This is a genomic window from Mesorhizobium sp. M0011, from assembly GCF_040324155.1.
GTDB lineage: Bacteria > Pseudomonadota > Alphaproteobacteria > Rhizobiales > Rhizobiaceae > Mesorhizobium.
In genome coordinates this window covers 72,020-84,894 of the sequence record NZ_JAMYVQ010000003.1, presented here as the reverse complement: position 1 = coordinate 84,894, position 12,875 = coordinate 72,020, and the positions used below count along the sequence as shown (strand labels likewise).

The window sequence follows — 12,875 nt, the reverse complement described above, 5'->3', positions numbered from 1 at the left end:
GGACCTTTGGGGTTGGAAGTCACAACTGCACCTCGCCATGTGCCGCGCCCATGCGCTGCTCCAGCCGACGGGCCAGCATGATCAGCGGATAGCATACGATGAAATAGCCGACGCCGACGAGGAAGAAGACCAAGAGGCCGTTGGGCACACGCTGCACCACCAGCCAGCCGACGCGGGTGAGGTCGGTGAGACCGATGGCGGAGACGACCGAAGAATCCTTGATCAGCAGCACATATTGCCCGACCAGCGGCGGCAGCACGATGCGCATCGCCTGCGGCAGCACCACCTGGCGCATGCGCTGCCAGCGCGACAGGCCGGACGCCAGCGCCGCCTCGACCTGGCCGGTCGGCACCGAGCGGATGCCGGCGACGACGATCTCGCAGATGAAGCAGGCGGCCAGATTGGTCAGCGCGATGATGCCGGCGGTGAAGGCGTCAAGCTCGATGCCGAACTCCGGCAGGATGAAGAAGATCAGGAAGATCTGCACGAGGAACGGCGTGCCGCGGATCAGGTCGACCCAGGCCCCGATCAAGCCCGAGATCAGCTGGTTGCCGCCGGTGCGCAGGATGCCGAGGCCGAAGCCGAGCAAGGTGCCGAGCACAAGGCTGATCAGCGACAGCATCACGGTCATGCCGAGGCCGCGCAGGGCCAGCGGATAGGAGCCGGCGAGGCTTTGCAGTTGTTGCCAGATCATGTCCGCGCCCCCGCCGTGCCGAGCCAGCGGCTGGAGACGCCAGCCAGTCCCTTCAGTCCGTAATAGAGCAGCAGATAGAAGGCGGCGATGGTGAGGAAACCTTCGGCCGGCATGAAGCGGTCGGAGGCGAGCAACTGGCCGGCGCGCGTCAGTTCGGCAACCGAGATCAGCGACAGAAGGGCGGAATCCTTGACCAGCACGATGGCTTGGCCAAGCAGAGGCGGGATCGTCACCTTGAAGGCTTGCGGCAGGACGACAAGGCGCATGCGCTGGACATAGGTCATGCCCGAGGCGACGCTGGCCTCGACCTGGCCGCGCGGGATCGACAAGATACCGGCGCGAATGATTTCAGCGATATAGGCACCGCTGTTCAACGACAGCGCGAGGATGCCGACGACGAGTTCCGGCAGGACGAAGCCGAGCCGGGGCAGGCCGAAATAGAGAAAATAGAGCTGCGCCAGCAAGGGCGTGGCGCGCACCGCATCGATATAGGCCTTGGCCGGCACACGAAACAGCCAGCCGCGCTGCAGATTCATGGCGCACAGCACGATGCCGACGATGAGCGCCCCTACAAAGGACAGCGCCGACAGCCAGACGGTCGTGATCAGGCCCTGTCCGAACAGCGGCAGGTATTCGACGATGGTGCGGAAACTGAAATTTTCGAGCATCGTTGGGTGCAATCCCCAGAGTGCAGGAAACGACGGATGAAGCGAAATTCCAGGCGGTTCGCGGCGCTTGAGACGCGCGCGAAACCGCCTGGGTTTTATCGCTGCTTAGTGGTCTTTCTTCCAGGCGTCGGAATTGACCCAGTAGTCGAGGTTCTTCTGCAGGCGACCGTCGATGGTGACCTGGTTGAGGAACAGGTTCATCCAGACCAGCAGGTCCGGCTCGTCATAGCGGGTGGCGAAGGCAAGCGGCTCCTTCGACAGAAGGTCCGGCATGATGGTGAAGCTGCCGGCCGGATAGGCGGTCGACTGGCCCTTGACCGCCGAGACGTCGTTGACGCCGCAATCGGCCTGGCCGTTGTTGACGGCGTCGAGCAGCAGCGGACCGCCACCCTTGTAGCTCTTGATGTCGGCGTCGGGGAAGGCTTTCTTGGCTTCCTTCTCGCCGGTGGCGCCGAGCAGCACGGCGATCTTGGTGCCCTTGGCCTTGCAGTCTTCGGTGGTCTTGAACTTGCTGTCGGCCTTGGTGAAGACGGTGCTGCCGGTGTACATGTAAGGCGTGGTGAAGGCGACCTTCATGCCGCGCGCCAGCGTCGGCGTCATGTCGGCGACCAAGAGGTCGGCCTTGCCCGACAGCAGTGCGGGGATCAGGCCGTCCCAGTCGAAGTCGAGGAAGGTGATTTTGACTCCCATTTCCTTGGCCATCAGTTCGGCCAGTTCGACCGAACTGCCGGTGCGTTCGCCATTGGCGCCAACCAGCGAGAAAGGGGGTCCCTGGGTCTGCACGGCGACACGCAGTTCGCCGCGCTTGGTGATGTCGTCCAGTGTTCCGGCTGAGGCAGCAGTGGTAAGGCCGGCGAGCGCAAGTCCGGCGATGAAAAGCTTGGCAATCTTCATTTGGTAGTCCTCCTTGTTTTATTGTTCCATGTCTTCGTTGTTTTTCACCCTTTGGGGTGCTTTTTGAGCGGCAGCGCCGTTGCCGGCGGCGGCCACCGTTCGAAAATCCTCAGTCCCAGGCCACCGTCTCGGTGACCTTGATGCCGCGTCTGGCAAGCTCGTCGAAGAAGGGTTCGTCAGGCACATCGAGCAGCGGGTTGAGCAGGCCGGGCTTGGTGATCTCGCCACGCGCCAGCATCTGCGCCACGATGCTGGCGGGATAGCCGACGCCGAGACTCATGCCGAACAGGCCGGAAACGAGATCGCGTTCGATGATCAGGTCCGACGTCACCGTCTTGGCGCGGCCGTCTTCGAGGCCGGAAAAGACATTGCGCATCACGCACAGGTCCTTCTCGCCGGGACCATATTGCAGTTGCGGGCCGAGCAGCCGGCCGAGGAATTCGCGCGGGCTGTTGGAGGTGCCGGGCACCTTGTCCTCAGAGAGGAAACCAAGCTCCTTCAACGGCGCCCAGAAGGCCGACCATCCCGGCCAGCGCAGCGTGTAGCGACCGGAGCGGCGTAGCCCCTTGGCGGCATCCAGCATCTCGACATAATGCAGCGCATCGCCATTTGGGAACGCTTCCAGCCTGCCCAGGCCCGCGACCTCGATCTCATGGATGAAAGGGTTGTCGTGCTGCTGGCCGGCCGGCACCGCGACGCGCTTTCCGCCCTCGATCATGACGCTGTCGCGGTTCTGGCTGACCAGGACCATGTCGAAATTCCAGCTCACCTTGTAGCACAGCGGCTTGGCCATCGCCTTCGGCTCGGGGATGCCGCCGCAATAGGAATCGATCGCGGTGATCGAAGAGAACTGCCTGGCGGCGCGCGCGTAGAGTACGAGGTCGATGCCGGGGTCGAGCCCGCATTCGGTCATGATCGAGACGCCGGCTTGTTCGGCGGCCGGCGCCAGATCGGCGATCGACTTGGCGTAGTTGGTGGTGACCAGCGGCGTGCGCGTGGCGATCGCGGCCTGCACCGCCTCGCGCATCAATGGCTGCGGCAACAGGTCGATGACGGCGTCGACATCATCAAGCACATTGGCCTGCGCCGGGCCGATCGCGCCTTCAGGCACGACGAAGCGCACACGGGCAAGATCGGTCAGGCCGGCAAGCCGAGCCGGGCCATCCGCTGCCGTGTCGACGCAGACGATTTCCTCGACGCCGTCGCTGGCAACAAGGTCGGCGATTGCCGCCCGGCCTTGCAGGCCGAGGCCGCCGAGTACCGCGATCTTCATGCCGGCTCCTTGCGGTCGTCTGACCAGCAGCCTTCCGGCAGGCTGACCCATTTGTTGCAGGACGCCATGACCACGAAGGTCTCGCTGCGCACGACTTCGCCGGGCTCGCCGGCGCCGGGGATCAACTCGCTGGTGACGCGGTAGAGGTCGGCGACGTCGCCGGCCACCGTCACGTCGACGATGATGTCGAAGCGCCCGGTGACCACCGAGGCCGAGTTGACGAAGGGCAGTTCGGCAATGCGCTGCGCCAGTTCGCGAGCCCGGCCGCGCCCTTGGGCATTGATGCCGACAATGGCCGAGATCAGCTCGGGGCGCTCGGTCAGATTCAGCAGGCCGACGATCTTGAGCAGGTTGCGGTCGAGCAGGTTGCGCAACCGCGTGCGCACCGTCGGCACCGAAATCGCCAATATCTCCGCGATGCGGTTGATGCCCGGCTGTGCATCCTGCGACAGCTGTTTGACCAGCCGCCGATCGGTCAGATCGAGATGTTCTCGCAAAGTCCCCGTCTTTCACAAAAGGAAAAAACTTTGGCGGTTTTTTTGCCAATGTGCAAACAAGCTACGTCACGGATATTGGAAAAGCAAGGCAATGATTCAGCGCTACTGGTGATAGGTGGTCGCTGTCAGGGCTCAGACCAGCGCTGCCGCCAACAGTTTTGCCTGTGGCGTCAGCTCTTCGAAGCGGCGGGCGCAGAGGTTGAGCTGGCGCGTCGCCCAGTCGTCGGTCAGCCGCAGTGTGCGCACGGAACGACCCGCCGCACTTTCCGGCACGATGGCGATGCCGGCGCCTTGCGCGACCAGCCGGCAGACATTGTCGAGGCCAGGCACGCGGATGCGGACATGCAGATGGCCGCCAAGGCGGGCCGCCTGGCGCGTGATGTGCTCCTGCAGCGCATGGCCGGTGCTGAGGCCGACGAAAGATTCGCCGAGAACCTCAGTGAGGTTGACGGTGCGGCCTTCAAGGCCGGGCCGGTTCCGCGCGGCGATCACCACCAGCCGGTCGGTGAAGAACGGTTTCTGTTCGAGATGCGACAGGCCGGCCCAGGTTGCGGCGATGCCGAGATCGGCCGCACCATTGGCCACGGCTTGCGCGATCTCATGGCTGGGGCGCTCGTCGAGATCGATGTCGATCTGGGGATGGGCGACAAGGAAAGCCGGCAGGATGTCGCGCAGCAACTCGGCTGTAGCGGCGGTGTTGGCCAGCAGCCGGACGCGGGCGCGCAGGCCGGTGGCATAGGCGGCCAGATCGCCGGTCATGGCCTCGATCTGGTTCTGCACGGCGCGCGCATGATGCAGCAGCGCCTGTCCCGCCGGCGTTGGCACCACACCACGGCGGCGGCGCTCCAGGAGCGGCGCGCCGAGCCGCTCCTCCATGCCCTTGATGCGGGCGCTGGCCGACGCCAGGGCCAGGCCGGCAAGCTCGGCGCCATGGGTGATGCTGCCGCGTTCGGCCACCAGCAGGAACAGGCGGAGATCGACCAGATCGAAGCGCATTCTTTTGCTCCTGCGAATATTCAGCGCCCGGGAAGGCGATCGGCCCTCCAGCCTTCGTCCTGGCCGAAGGTTGGCAGCACAACTTCCACATTGTGATCGGCCGGGATCTTCGTCAAACAGTTTCGAAGGAGAATTGTGATGAACAAACGAACGTCAGGCCGGCTCGGCATTCTCGAAAGCACGGCGATCGTGCTGGCCATTGCCGTGGCTGGCCTTGCCATGGCGCCAGCGGGATCAGGCCTGCGGGGATGCGCGGCGACGGTCGTATCCACCAGCCGCGATGCGGCGCCGGCAAAGGCCGCCAGCCTGGATGCCGACGCAACCGATATGCTGCTGCATGACTGATCCCGCCTTGAAGATACGACCATGCTGAGCGCCGGCGTCCTCGCCTGGATCGGCGCCGTGTTCCTCGCCGCCGGTTTCGTCAAGGGCGTCGTCGGCATGGGGCTGCCGACCGTTGCGATGGGCCTGCTGGCGGTGACGATGCCGCCTGCGCAGGCCGCGGCGCTGCTGCTGATCCCGTCGTTGGTCACCAATCTCTGGCAATTGCTGACCGGCCCGTCCTTCGGCGGCCTGTGTAAGCGGCTATGGACGATGATGGCCGGCGTGATGCTCGGCACCGTTGCCGGTGCCGGGCTGCTAACCGGCACGCATACGGGCGCGGCTTCGGCCGGGCTGGGCGCCGCACTTGTGCTCTATGCGATCCTCGGCCTCGCCAAGGCCGGCTTCACCACGCCGGTGCGCCACGAAGCCTTGATGTCACCGCTGGTCGGGGTGGCGACCGGGCTGGTCACCGGCGCCACCGGCGTCTTCGTCATCCCGGCAGTGCCCTATCTGCAATCGCTGCGGCTGGAGAAAGAAGACCTGATCCAGGCGCTCGGCCTATCCTTCACCGTGTCGACGGCGGCGCTCGCCATCGGGCTGTTCAGGACCGGTGCCCTGGCGTCGCCGAGCGCGCAACTGGCGGGATCGGTCGCAGCCCTTGCGCCGGCGCTGGCCGGCATGTTCGCCGGCCAGGCATTGCGCCGGAGGATGAGCATCGAGACCTTCCGGAAAGTGTTCTTCGTCGGATTGCTGGCGCTGGGTGTCTATCTTGTGGAGGACGGTATTCTGTAGCTTGCGGCAGGCGTTCAGAATGCAGCTATCGCCTTGGCGATCGCGGCGAAAGGCAGGACCAGGGACAGCGGCGCGTCATCCAGACGGATCGCACCGTAACCTTCATACCAGTGGGCAGCCTGGTCACCTTTGGCATCGATTAGCAAGGCAACGCCGCCGAGCTCCTCCGCGACTGCCATACAGCGCTTCCCGGCGGCGAGCAGCAAACCGCCGCCAAGGCCGCGGCCTTGTATCGTACGGTCTACGGCGAGCCGACCCAGACGGTAGACCGGCACGTCATAGCGGCCAAGGCCGCGTTTGGCGACTGCCGGGGTCCTGGCAAAGTCGATCGAAGCCGGGCTGAGAGAGTAGAAGCCGAGGATGCGCAAAGGATCTTGCGCCGTCACGGCGACGAAAGTTTTTGCGCCACCGCTTTGATGACTTTGACGCGCAAAGCGCTGCAAATAGATGTTGAGGTCCGCGTCGCCACAGTCGAAGGCGGCACGGTTATGTTGTCTCCCGATCGGCACTTCTTGCCATGTGACGGAGTTCACGCGAGAGTCTGGCCGGCTTTGGCGGCGCGGATAAGGCGGTTGGTCGGGGAGGGCGGGTTTTCAAGCAGGTCGAGGACGCGCAGACTGTCCCGTTCTGACAGCGCAAGATGTTCGGCGCGTTCGATCGCAGCCTGGGCGTCACGCAGTGCGGAGCGCGTAACGAACTCGGTCAGGCCGACATTCGACAAGGCGGCCGCACGTGCGATCACGGCTTTCGCTTCGGGCGGAATCCGGAAATCGATTCGACCGTTATCACCGACGTTGCGAGGCATGGCTATCTCCTTTGTCTGCTATTATATGGTACGGATTGAATCCGTACAATATAAATCCTGTCGCTTTAGCCTCACGGGCATGTGAGGAGCGCGCTGGGCCAAATCTGTTACCGCACCACCAGCACCGCAATCTCCGTGTAGGACAGCACTTCCGCCGTCTGGCTGCCGAGAAGCAGCTTGCCCAGTCCGCGACGGCCGTGCGAGGCCATGACGATCAGGTCGCAGCGCAGGGCCTGCGACAGTTCCAGGATGGCTTCGGCGGGCCGCTTGTCCTCGACATGGACCACCTCCGCGGCCACGCCAACGGCGTCCGCCGACGCCTTGCATTTGGCGAGCACTTCCTTGGCATAGCGGCCTGCCTCTTCCTTGTAGGCGACGAGCTCATCGCCGGCGGCATAGCCGGCCATGGCGCCGCCCCAGGCGAAGATCGGGAATGGTTCCGAGACGGTAACGAAGGTGACGGAAGCGCCGAGGTCCTTGGCCAATGTCAGGCCGTGGGCAACGCCCTTGTCGGCCAGTTCCGATCCGTCCGTGGCGATGAGCAGATGTTTGTACATGATGATCTCGACTTGTTGTGCAAGGGCCCGTGCCCTTGTGGTGGCGGGAGCCTTGTAGAGGCTGGCCTTGATATAGTTGCGGCACCAGGATGATCACAGGGCCGGCCCGCCGCGGATCAAGGCCAGGCGACCACGCAGTTTTGTACCAAGCGGATTCCCCTTGCCGCATCGTCGCTTAAGGTGCCGGACCACATCGAAAGGCATCTCATGAGCAGCGTGTATCCCCAAATCCATCTGGTCCGGCATGGCGAGACGGCATGGAGCCTTTCGGGGCAGCATACCGGCCGCACCGACATGCCGTTGACCCCGGTTGGCGAGGCCGCCGCGCGGGGCGTCGCGGATAGGCTCAAGGGCCTGTCCTTTTCGGCCGTATGGTCGAGCCCGTCGCAGCGCGCCTACAACACCAGCGTATTGGCCGGCTTCGGCGCGCAGAGCGTCAAGAAAGACGATCTGCAGGAGTGGGACTATGGCGCCTATGAGGGGCTGACGACAAAACAGATCCTGGCCGAGCGCCCCGGCTGGAATGTGTTTCGCGATGGTTGTCCAAAGGGCGAGATGGCGGCCGATGTGGGCGCGCGGGCCGACAGGATCATTGACGGGTTACGCAAGGCCAATGCCGACATGTTGGTGTTTTCCAGCGCGCATTTTTTGCGCGTGCTGGCGGCGCGCTGGATCGGGCTGCCGCCCGAAGGCGGCGCGCTGTTCGTGCTCGATACGGCAAGCATCAGCGTGCTCGGCTACGAGCATGATCTGAGCGAGCCGGTCATCCGGAAATGGAACCAGAAGTAGTGCGGCATCGGCCGGCGGTACCGCTCCGCCCTACCTGTCGAATTTCCTGATCGCCTCGGCGGTTACCGGCGTGAAGAAATTCACCAGATTGCCATCGGGGTCGCGAAACAGCAGCGAGCGATTACCCCAGGGCATTGTGGTCGGCTTTTGCACCGTTACATCCCTGAGTAGGTCCGAGAGCCTGGCGAATTCAGCATCGACGTCGCCGACGCGGAATTCGAGGATGGCCGTGTGGTTGTCGGCGGGGCGGGCGATGTCGCCGCCGAACAGCATCAAGGTGCGCGTGCTGCCGATTGCCAACGTGCAGGCAGGTGTCGCGAGTTCGGCGAAGTCTTCTGTGTACATAGTCACGGGCATGCCGGTGATCTCGCCATAGAAGCGCACGAGACGCTGGACGTCCGACGTGATGATGCGGACAGAGACGAAATTCATTGTTTTGCTCCTGGATTGCTGGAGCCGCGGCCCGGCCCATGAGTCACCTATAGGCCAGGCCTCCTGACAGCTTCCTGTCAGGAGGTGGCGCGGATGCAAGGCCGCCGACATCGACGATACGCGGGGCTCACCCCGCCAGCAGCTCCAGTTCCTCCGGCGTCAAATGCCGTGCCGTACCCTTGGCGAGGTCGCCGAGCGGCAGGCGGCCGATAGCGATGCGGATGAGGCGCAGAACCTCGACGCCGTGCGCGGCGAGCAGGCGACGGATGTGGCGGTTACGGCCTTCGTCGAGCACGATCTCCAGCCAGGCGGTGCGGCCGCCGCTGCGCAAAAGTTCGATCGAACTGGCGCTCAGGGTCTCGCCATCGACGGTCACGCCGGCGCGGAATTTGTCCAGCATCGCTGCGTCCGGCACCATGCCGATCTGCACGTGATAGGTCTTGGGCAAATGCGAGGCCGGATCCATCAGCCGGTTGGCAAACCGGGTGTCGTTGGTCATCAACAGCAGGCCTTCGCTCGCCTTGTCGAGGCGACCGACCGGGGAGACGAAGGGCAGGTCGAGCCCTTCCAGGCAGGCATAGACGGTGTCGCGCTGTTGCGGGTCGTCGCGGGTGGTGACCAGCCCGCGCGGCTTGTTGAGGACGAGATAGACCTTGCGCTCGGCAACCACCGGCCTGTCGTCGACAACGATGCGGTCACGGTCGAGGTCGACGCGCAGGGCTGCATCGCGCACGACCTTGCCGCCGACACGCACGCGGCCTTCGGCGATCAGCACCTCGGCCTGCGTGCGAGAGCACAGGCCGAGCTTCGACAGCGCCCGGTTCAGGCTGACGCCGGGCGCCGCCTGCCTGCCGCTTTGTCGTGTCTGCCGTGGTGTCATGCTGCCGTCTGTGCTGGTGGAGCCGACAAATGCCACGGGCTGCAATGGCTTCGCAAGACGCGCTGCTGCAATCGTGCGCAAAGCAAGGGGGCAGTGGCGGCATCCGCAGTTCTTGGACCGGCGATATTGTCGCCGCCGCATCCGCGATAAACTTGCTTCGCATGAGTGAGTCTCTCGACATCTCGCCGATCACCAAGACCGTCGTCATCAGTGCCGAGCCGGCCAAGGTCTGGCGGATACTGACGATGCCAGAAATGATCCCGCAATGGATGTCCGACGAGGAGTTGACTGTCAGCCTGCAAGGGCATGCCGGCGGCGCGATCGTGATGCGCGGACTGCTGCACGGAATGCCGTTCGAGAACCATGGCACCATCCGCGCTTTTGAGCCGGAAAAGAGCTTCGCGTACGGCTACTGGAGCACGCTGTCGGCCTCGCGGCTGGCGGACGTGCCCGAAAACCACACCGTGGTCAGCTTCGATCTGGCGCCGATGGATGGGGGGACGAAGCTGACGCTGACGCTCAGCGACTTCGCCGAACCGGCGATCCGTCCGCATGCCAATCTCTACTGGGGGCCGACCTTGCAAATCCTGAAAGCGGTCTGCGAGCGCGCTTGAGGGCGGGCGTCATCCCCGCGGACGGGCCGTCCGGCCCTTACTCTTTGGGGTGTCGGGCGAGAGCCAGCGCGCGAATACGGTCGGCGACGGCGCTGTCGACCGGGTTGTAGACGGTCAGGCTCAGATCCGGCCGGCCGTCGACCGCGAAGCCCGAATATTCCAGTTCGATATCACCGAGTTCCGGGTGCTTCAGGCGCTTTGTCCCGTCGCCGTGGCTGAGCACGTCGTTTTCGCGCCACAGCGCGTCGAATTCCGGGCTGGCGCTGCAGAGTTCGTCGACGAGCTCGCGCACCTCGGAGACAGCGCCGGCGCGTGCCGCATCGGCACGGAACGAAGCGACCACGAAACGGGCCAGGTTTTTCCAATCGTGCTGCTTGGCGCGGATGACGGGGCGCAGGAACATGAAACGCAGGATGTTGCGCTCGCCTTCGGGCAGGGCGCTGTAGTCGGTCAGCACGACCCGCGCGGCGCGGTTCCAGGCAACGACGTCCCAGGTGGCGGTCCTGACTATGGCGGGGCTGGCATCGAGCGTGTCGATGAGGCGCTGCAGCCGGGGGCTGACGCCCTCGTCGCCTCTGTAGCGGACCTCGGGCGGGCGCCCCAGCCCGAGCATGAAAAGATGTTCGCGTTCCGCCTCGGTCAGCAGCAGCCCCTTGGCGATGCGATTGAGGACATCGGCCGAGGGTGCGCCGCCGCGGCCCTGCTCCAGCCATGTGTACCAGGTCGGGCTTATGTTGGCGCGCTGGGCGACCTCTTCCCGGCGCAGTCCCGGCGTGCGTCGGCGGCCCGAAAAGCCGAAGGAAGCCGGATCGAGCCGCGTGCGCCGGTCTTTGAGGAACGCTGCCAGCGAGCCGGCGGGATTGGAGGGCATCCTGTTAGGCATTATACCATGATAAGATCACTACTTTAATAGGATATATAGACCAGCAATATTACGCAGGCAACTAGTGCAGGAGATTTTGCATGCGTATCTTTCTCACCGGCGCGACCGGTTTCATCGGTTCGGCGCTGGTTCCCGAACTCATCAAGGCGGGCCACCAGGTGGTCGGCGTGACCCGCTCCGACGCCGGCGCCGAGGCGCTGGCTGCCGCTGGTGCCGAGGTGCACCGGGGGACCCTCGAAGATCCCGAGGGGCTGCGCGACGGCGCGGCCAAGGCGGAGGCTGTGATCCACACGGCGTTCGACCACGATTTTTCGCGGTTTGCCGAAAATTGCGAAAAGGACAAGCGCGTCATCGCCGCACTCGGCGCCGCGCTGGCCGGCTCCGACCGGCCGCTGGTGATCACCTCCGGGGTCGGCATGGGCAGCCCCGGGCATGGCGAACTGGCGATCGAGGACGTCTTCAATCCCGACCACCCCAATCCGCGCATCGCCTCGGAGCTGGCCGGCAATGCCTTGCTGGACGCCGGCATCAATGTGTCGGTGGTGCGGCTGCCGCAGGTCCACAATCCGGTCAAGCAAGGGCTTATCACGCCGCTCATCGAATTCGCGCGTGAAAAAGGCGTCTCGGCCTATGTCGGCGAAGGCCGCAACCGCTTCTCCGCGGGCCATCTCCTCGACGCCGCGCGGCTTTACCGGCTGGCCGTGGAAAAGCGGCAGCCGGGCGCGCGCTATCACGTGGTCGGCGAGGAAGGCGTCGAGGTGCGGGCCATCGCCGAGGCGCTTGGCCGGGGCCTGAAATTGCCGGTCGTTTCCATCGCGCCTGAAAGAGCGGCGGAGCATTTCGGCTGGATGGCGATGTTCGCGCCGATGGATCTGCCGGCCTCCAGCGCGCTGACACAGGCACGATTGGGCTGGCACCCGACCGGCCCGACGCTGATCGCCGATCTCGATGCCATGCGATACGCTGCTTGATCGACTGAAGCATCGGCGCTGAAGCTGACGATACAGGGGCCGGTAATCTTCAGTCAGATTGCCGGCCCTTCTGTACGAGGCGGTCAGCCCTCATCCAGGAGTAACTGCGTAACGCAGATGGACAAGTCCATGCGCCAGCGCTTCGCAGCTCTTCAGGGACAACTGCATCTTGCCCGGCAGGCCACTCTCGCCGAACTCGACGAACGCCTGGTTCGCGGCCCGTCCATCGATCGCGGGTGCGACGAGAAGGCTCAGTTCATCGACGAGCCCGGCCGCAAGGAACGAGCCGTTGATGCCGGCACCGCCCTCGAGCAGCAGCCGGCGGATGCCGAGTTCGCGTCCGAGCACCTCGACCATCGCGGCGAGATCCATATCCGCCGCTTCCGACACGATATAGGACACGCCGTCGGCGGCGAGCTCGGCCAGATGGCTGTCGGCAACGTCACGCCCAAGCAGCACCACGACATGGTCGCCGCCGATGTCGGGTTTGGAAAAATGAAGCTTGCCCGAGGCATCGAGCGCCACGGCATAACTGCCCGCATCCCTTTGCGCGAAATGATAGGGCCGGTCGACCTTGCCGGTATTGGCCGGCGGATGCGCGCCGGCCTTGCTCATCTCGGCCATGGTGACGCGGCCGACGATCCAGGCGTCAGCCGCGAGATCATTGTGGATATGCTCGTAGAGGCTCGACCACTCCGCCCGGGTCCCGTCCGGACTTGTCGTGTAGCGGCTTGGATGAAGGCTGCCGTCGAGTGATGCGAGCATATGGCAGATGATTTGCGGCTTCATACGGGTTCTCCAGATCA

The 12,875-nt window shown here is 64.6% G+C and carries 18 protein-coding genes; 5 read left to right on the top strand and 13 right to left on the bottom strand.

The window, feature by feature from the left end:
• Positions 1 to 19 precede the first annotated feature (19 nt).
• From NKK51_RS04380 to NKK51_RS04355, 6 genes are all read right to left on the bottom strand, one after another.
• Positions 20 to 694: an amino acid ABC transporter permease gene (locus NKK51_RS04380; protein ID WP_023813259.1), complete on the bottom strand. Its 675-nt coding sequence runs from the start codon at positions 692 to 694 to the stop codon at positions 20 to 22.
• Positions 691 to 1,362, bottom strand: coding sequence for an amino acid ABC transporter permease (locus NKK51_RS04375; protein WP_023813260.1), 672 nt, complete (start codon positions 1,360 to 1,362; stop codon positions 691 to 693). Before NKK51_RS04375 ends, NKK51_RS04380 begins: the two co-directional genes overlap by 4 nt.
• 105 nt (positions 1,363 to 1,467) lie before the next feature.
• The gene (locus NKK51_RS04370; protein ID WP_023813261.1) at positions 1,468 to 2,256 is read right to left on the bottom strand and encodes an ABC transporter substrate-binding protein; all 789 of its coding nucleotides are present in this window, start codon (positions 2,254 to 2,256) and stop codon (positions 1,468 to 1,470) included.
• Between the two features lie 109 nt (positions 2,257 to 2,365).
• Complete coding sequence (locus NKK51_RS04365) at positions 2,366 to 3,529, bottom strand: saccharopine dehydrogenase family protein (protein WP_352551422.1); 1,164 nt, start codon at positions 3,527 to 3,529, stop codon at positions 2,366 to 2,368.
• Positions 3,526 to 4,026: an Lrp/AsnC family transcriptional regulator gene (locus NKK51_RS04360; RefSeq protein ID WP_023813263.1), complete on the bottom strand. Its 501-nt coding sequence runs from the start codon at positions 4,024 to 4,026 to the stop codon at positions 3,526 to 3,528. Before NKK51_RS04360 ends, NKK51_RS04365 begins: the two co-directional genes overlap by 4 nt.
• A 132-nt stretch (positions 4,027 to 4,158) precedes the next feature.
• Positions 4,159 to 5,022 (bottom strand): LysR substrate-binding domain-containing protein, encoded by an 864-nt coding sequence (locus NKK51_RS04355; RefSeq protein ID WP_352551420.1) that lies wholly within the window; start codon positions 5,020 to 5,022, stop codon positions 4,159 to 4,161.
• A 138-nt stretch (positions 5,023 to 5,160) separates the two neighbouring features.
• Here NKK51_RS04355 and NKK51_RS04350 point away from each other — a divergent pair, with 138 nt between their 5' ends.
• Both NKK51_RS04350 and NKK51_RS04345 read left to right on the top strand, forming a co-directional pair.
• Entirely contained in the window at positions 5,161 to 5,367 is a 207-nt protein-coding gene (locus NKK51_RS04350) for a hypothetical protein (RefSeq protein ID WP_023813266.1), read from the top strand.
• 21 nt (positions 5,368 to 5,388) lie between these two features.
• Positions 5,389 to 6,138: a sulfite exporter TauE/SafE family protein gene (locus NKK51_RS04345; RefSeq protein ID WP_023813267.1), complete on the top strand. Its 750-nt coding sequence runs from the start codon at positions 5,389 to 5,391 to the stop codon at positions 6,136 to 6,138.
• A 14-nt stretch (positions 6,139 to 6,152) separates the two neighbouring features.
• Here the strand turns inward: NKK51_RS04345 and NKK51_RS04340 are convergent, their stop codons facing one another.
• The 3 genes from NKK51_RS04340 to NKK51_RS04330 form a co-directional block, all read right to left on the bottom strand.
• Entirely contained in the window at positions 6,153 to 6,671 is a 519-nt protein-coding gene (locus NKK51_RS04340; protein WP_023813268.1) for an acetyltransferase, read from the bottom strand.
• Positions 6,668 to 6,943, bottom strand: coding sequence for a type II toxin-antitoxin system TacA family antitoxin (locus NKK51_RS04335; protein WP_023813269.1), 276 nt, complete (start codon positions 6,941 to 6,943; stop codon positions 6,668 to 6,670). The genes NKK51_RS04340 and NKK51_RS04335 overlap by 4 nt, the downstream gene beginning before the upstream one ends.
• Positions 6,944 to 7,050: 107 nt before the next feature.
• Positions 7,051 to 7,500, bottom strand: coding sequence for a universal stress protein (locus NKK51_RS04330; protein ID WP_023813270.1), 450 nt, complete (start codon positions 7,498 to 7,500; stop codon positions 7,051 to 7,053).
• Positions 7,501 to 7,707: 207 nt separating this feature from the next.
• Between NKK51_RS04330 and NKK51_RS04325 the strand changes: the two genes are divergently transcribed.
• On the top strand, positions 7,708 to 8,289 hold the full coding sequence (locus NKK51_RS04325) for a histidine phosphatase family protein (protein WP_128305600.1): 582 nt from the start codon (positions 7,708 to 7,710) through the stop codon (positions 8,287 to 8,289).
• Between the two features lie 30 nt (positions 8,290 to 8,319).
• Here the strand turns inward: NKK51_RS04325 and NKK51_RS04320 are convergent, their stop codons facing one another.
• The gene (locus NKK51_RS04320; RefSeq protein WP_127296300.1) at positions 8,320 to 8,721 is read right to left on the bottom strand and encodes a VOC family protein; all 402 of its coding nucleotides are present in this window, start codon (positions 8,719 to 8,721) and stop codon (positions 8,320 to 8,322) included.
• A 127-nt stretch (positions 8,722 to 8,848) separates the two neighbouring features.
• The gene (locus tag NKK51_RS04315) at positions 8,849 to 9,601 is read right to left on the bottom strand and encodes a pseudouridine synthase (protein WP_031213612.1); all 753 of its coding nucleotides are present in this window, start codon (positions 9,599 to 9,601) and stop codon (positions 8,849 to 8,851) included.
• A gap of 161 nt (positions 9,602 to 9,762) precedes the next feature.
• On the opposite strand from NKK51_RS04315, the gene NKK51_RS04310 reads away from it, so the two are divergent.
• Positions 9,763 to 10,215 carry an SRPBCC family protein gene (locus NKK51_RS04310; RefSeq protein WP_128305611.1) on the top strand — a complete coding sequence of 151 codons (453 nt, stop codon included), beginning with the start codon at positions 9,763 to 9,765 and terminating at the stop codon, positions 10,213 to 10,215.
• Between the two features lie 37 nt (positions 10,216 to 10,252).
• Here the strand turns inward: NKK51_RS04310 and NKK51_RS04305 are convergent, their stop codons facing one another.
• A complete protein-coding gene (locus NKK51_RS04305; RefSeq protein ID WP_164893074.1) occupies positions 10,253 to 11,086 on the bottom strand; it encodes a helix-turn-helix transcriptional regulator in 834 nt (277 codons plus the stop codon).
• Between the two features lie 92 nt (positions 11,087 to 11,178).
• Here NKK51_RS04305 and NKK51_RS04300 point away from each other — a divergent pair, with 92 nt between their 5' ends.
• On the top strand, positions 11,179 to 12,069 hold the full coding sequence (locus NKK51_RS04300; protein WP_352551416.1) for an SDR family oxidoreductase: 891 nt from the start codon (positions 11,179 to 11,181) through the stop codon (positions 12,067 to 12,069).
• A gap of 90 nt (positions 12,070 to 12,159) precedes the next feature.
• On the opposite strand, the gene NKK51_RS04295 is transcribed toward NKK51_RS04300, so the two are convergent.
• Positions 12,160 to 12,858 carry a RibD family protein gene (locus NKK51_RS04295; protein WP_352551414.1) on the bottom strand — a complete coding sequence of 233 codons (699 nt, stop codon included), beginning with the start codon at positions 12,856 to 12,858 and terminating at the stop codon, positions 12,160 to 12,162.
• Between the last annotated feature and the right edge of the window lie 17 nt (positions 12,859 to 12,875).

Excerpts from the sequence above, each read along its gene's own strand:
- NKK51_RS04380 (WP_023813259.1), bottom strand. The coding sequence starts at position 694 with ATGATCTGGCAACAACTGCAAAGCCTCGCCGGCTCCTATCCGCTGGCC.
- NKK51_RS04320 (WP_127296300.1), bottom strand. The coding sequence starts at position 8,721 with ATGAATTTCGTCTCTGTCCGCATCATCACGTCGGACGTCCAGCGTCTC.
- NKK51_RS04310 (WP_128305611.1), top strand. The coding sequence starts at position 9,763 with ATGAGTGAGTCTCTCGACATCTCGCCGATCACCAAGACCGTCGTCATC.
- NKK51_RS04300 (WP_352551416.1), top strand. The coding sequence starts at position 11,179 with ATGCGTATCTTTCTCACCGGCGCGACCGGTTTCATCGGTTCGGCGCTG.
- NKK51_RS04375 (WP_023813260.1), bottom strand. The coding sequence starts at position 1,362 with ATGCTCGAAAATTTCAGTTTCCGCACCATCGTCGAATACCTGCCGCTG.
- NKK51_RS04295 (WP_352551414.1), bottom strand. The coding sequence starts at position 12,858 with ATGAAGCCGCAAATCATCTGCCATATGCTCGCATCACTCGACGGCAGC.
- NKK51_RS04345 (WP_023813267.1), top strand. The coding sequence starts at position 5,389 with ATGCTGAGCGCCGGCGTCCTCGCCTGGATCGGCGCCGTGTTCCTCGCC.
- NKK51_RS04365 (WP_352551422.1), bottom strand. The coding sequence starts at position 3,529 with ATGAAGATCGCGGTACTCGGCGGCCTCGGCCTGCAAGGCCGGGCGGCA.
- NKK51_RS04350 (WP_023813266.1), top strand. The coding sequence starts at position 5,161 with ATGAACAAACGAACGTCAGGCCGGCTCGGCATTCTCGAAAGCACGGCG.
- NKK51_RS04325 (WP_128305600.1), top strand. The coding sequence starts at position 7,708 with ATGAGCAGCGTGTATCCCCAAATCCATCTGGTCCGGCATGGCGAGACG.
- NKK51_RS04315 (WP_031213612.1), bottom strand. The coding sequence starts at position 9,601 with ATGACACCACGGCAGACACGACAAAGCGGCAGGCAGGCGGCGCCCGGC.
- NKK51_RS04370 (WP_023813261.1), bottom strand. The coding sequence starts at position 2,256 with ATGAAGATTGCCAAGCTTTTCATCGCCGGACTTGCGCTCGCCGGCCTT.
- NKK51_RS04330 (WP_023813270.1), bottom strand. The coding sequence starts at position 7,500 with ATGTACAAACATCTGCTCATCGCCACGGACGGATCGGAACTGGCCGAC.
- NKK51_RS04305 (WP_164893074.1), bottom strand. The coding sequence starts at position 11,086 with ATGCCCTCCAATCCCGCCGGCTCGCTGGCAGCGTTCCTCAAAGACCGG.
- NKK51_RS04355 (WP_352551420.1), bottom strand. The coding sequence starts at position 5,022 with ATGCGCTTCGATCTGGTCGATCTCCGCCTGTTCCTGCTGGTGGCCGAA.
- NKK51_RS04335 (WP_023813269.1), bottom strand. The coding sequence starts at position 6,943 with ATGCCTCGCAACGTCGGTGATAACGGTCGAATCGATTTCCGGATTCCG.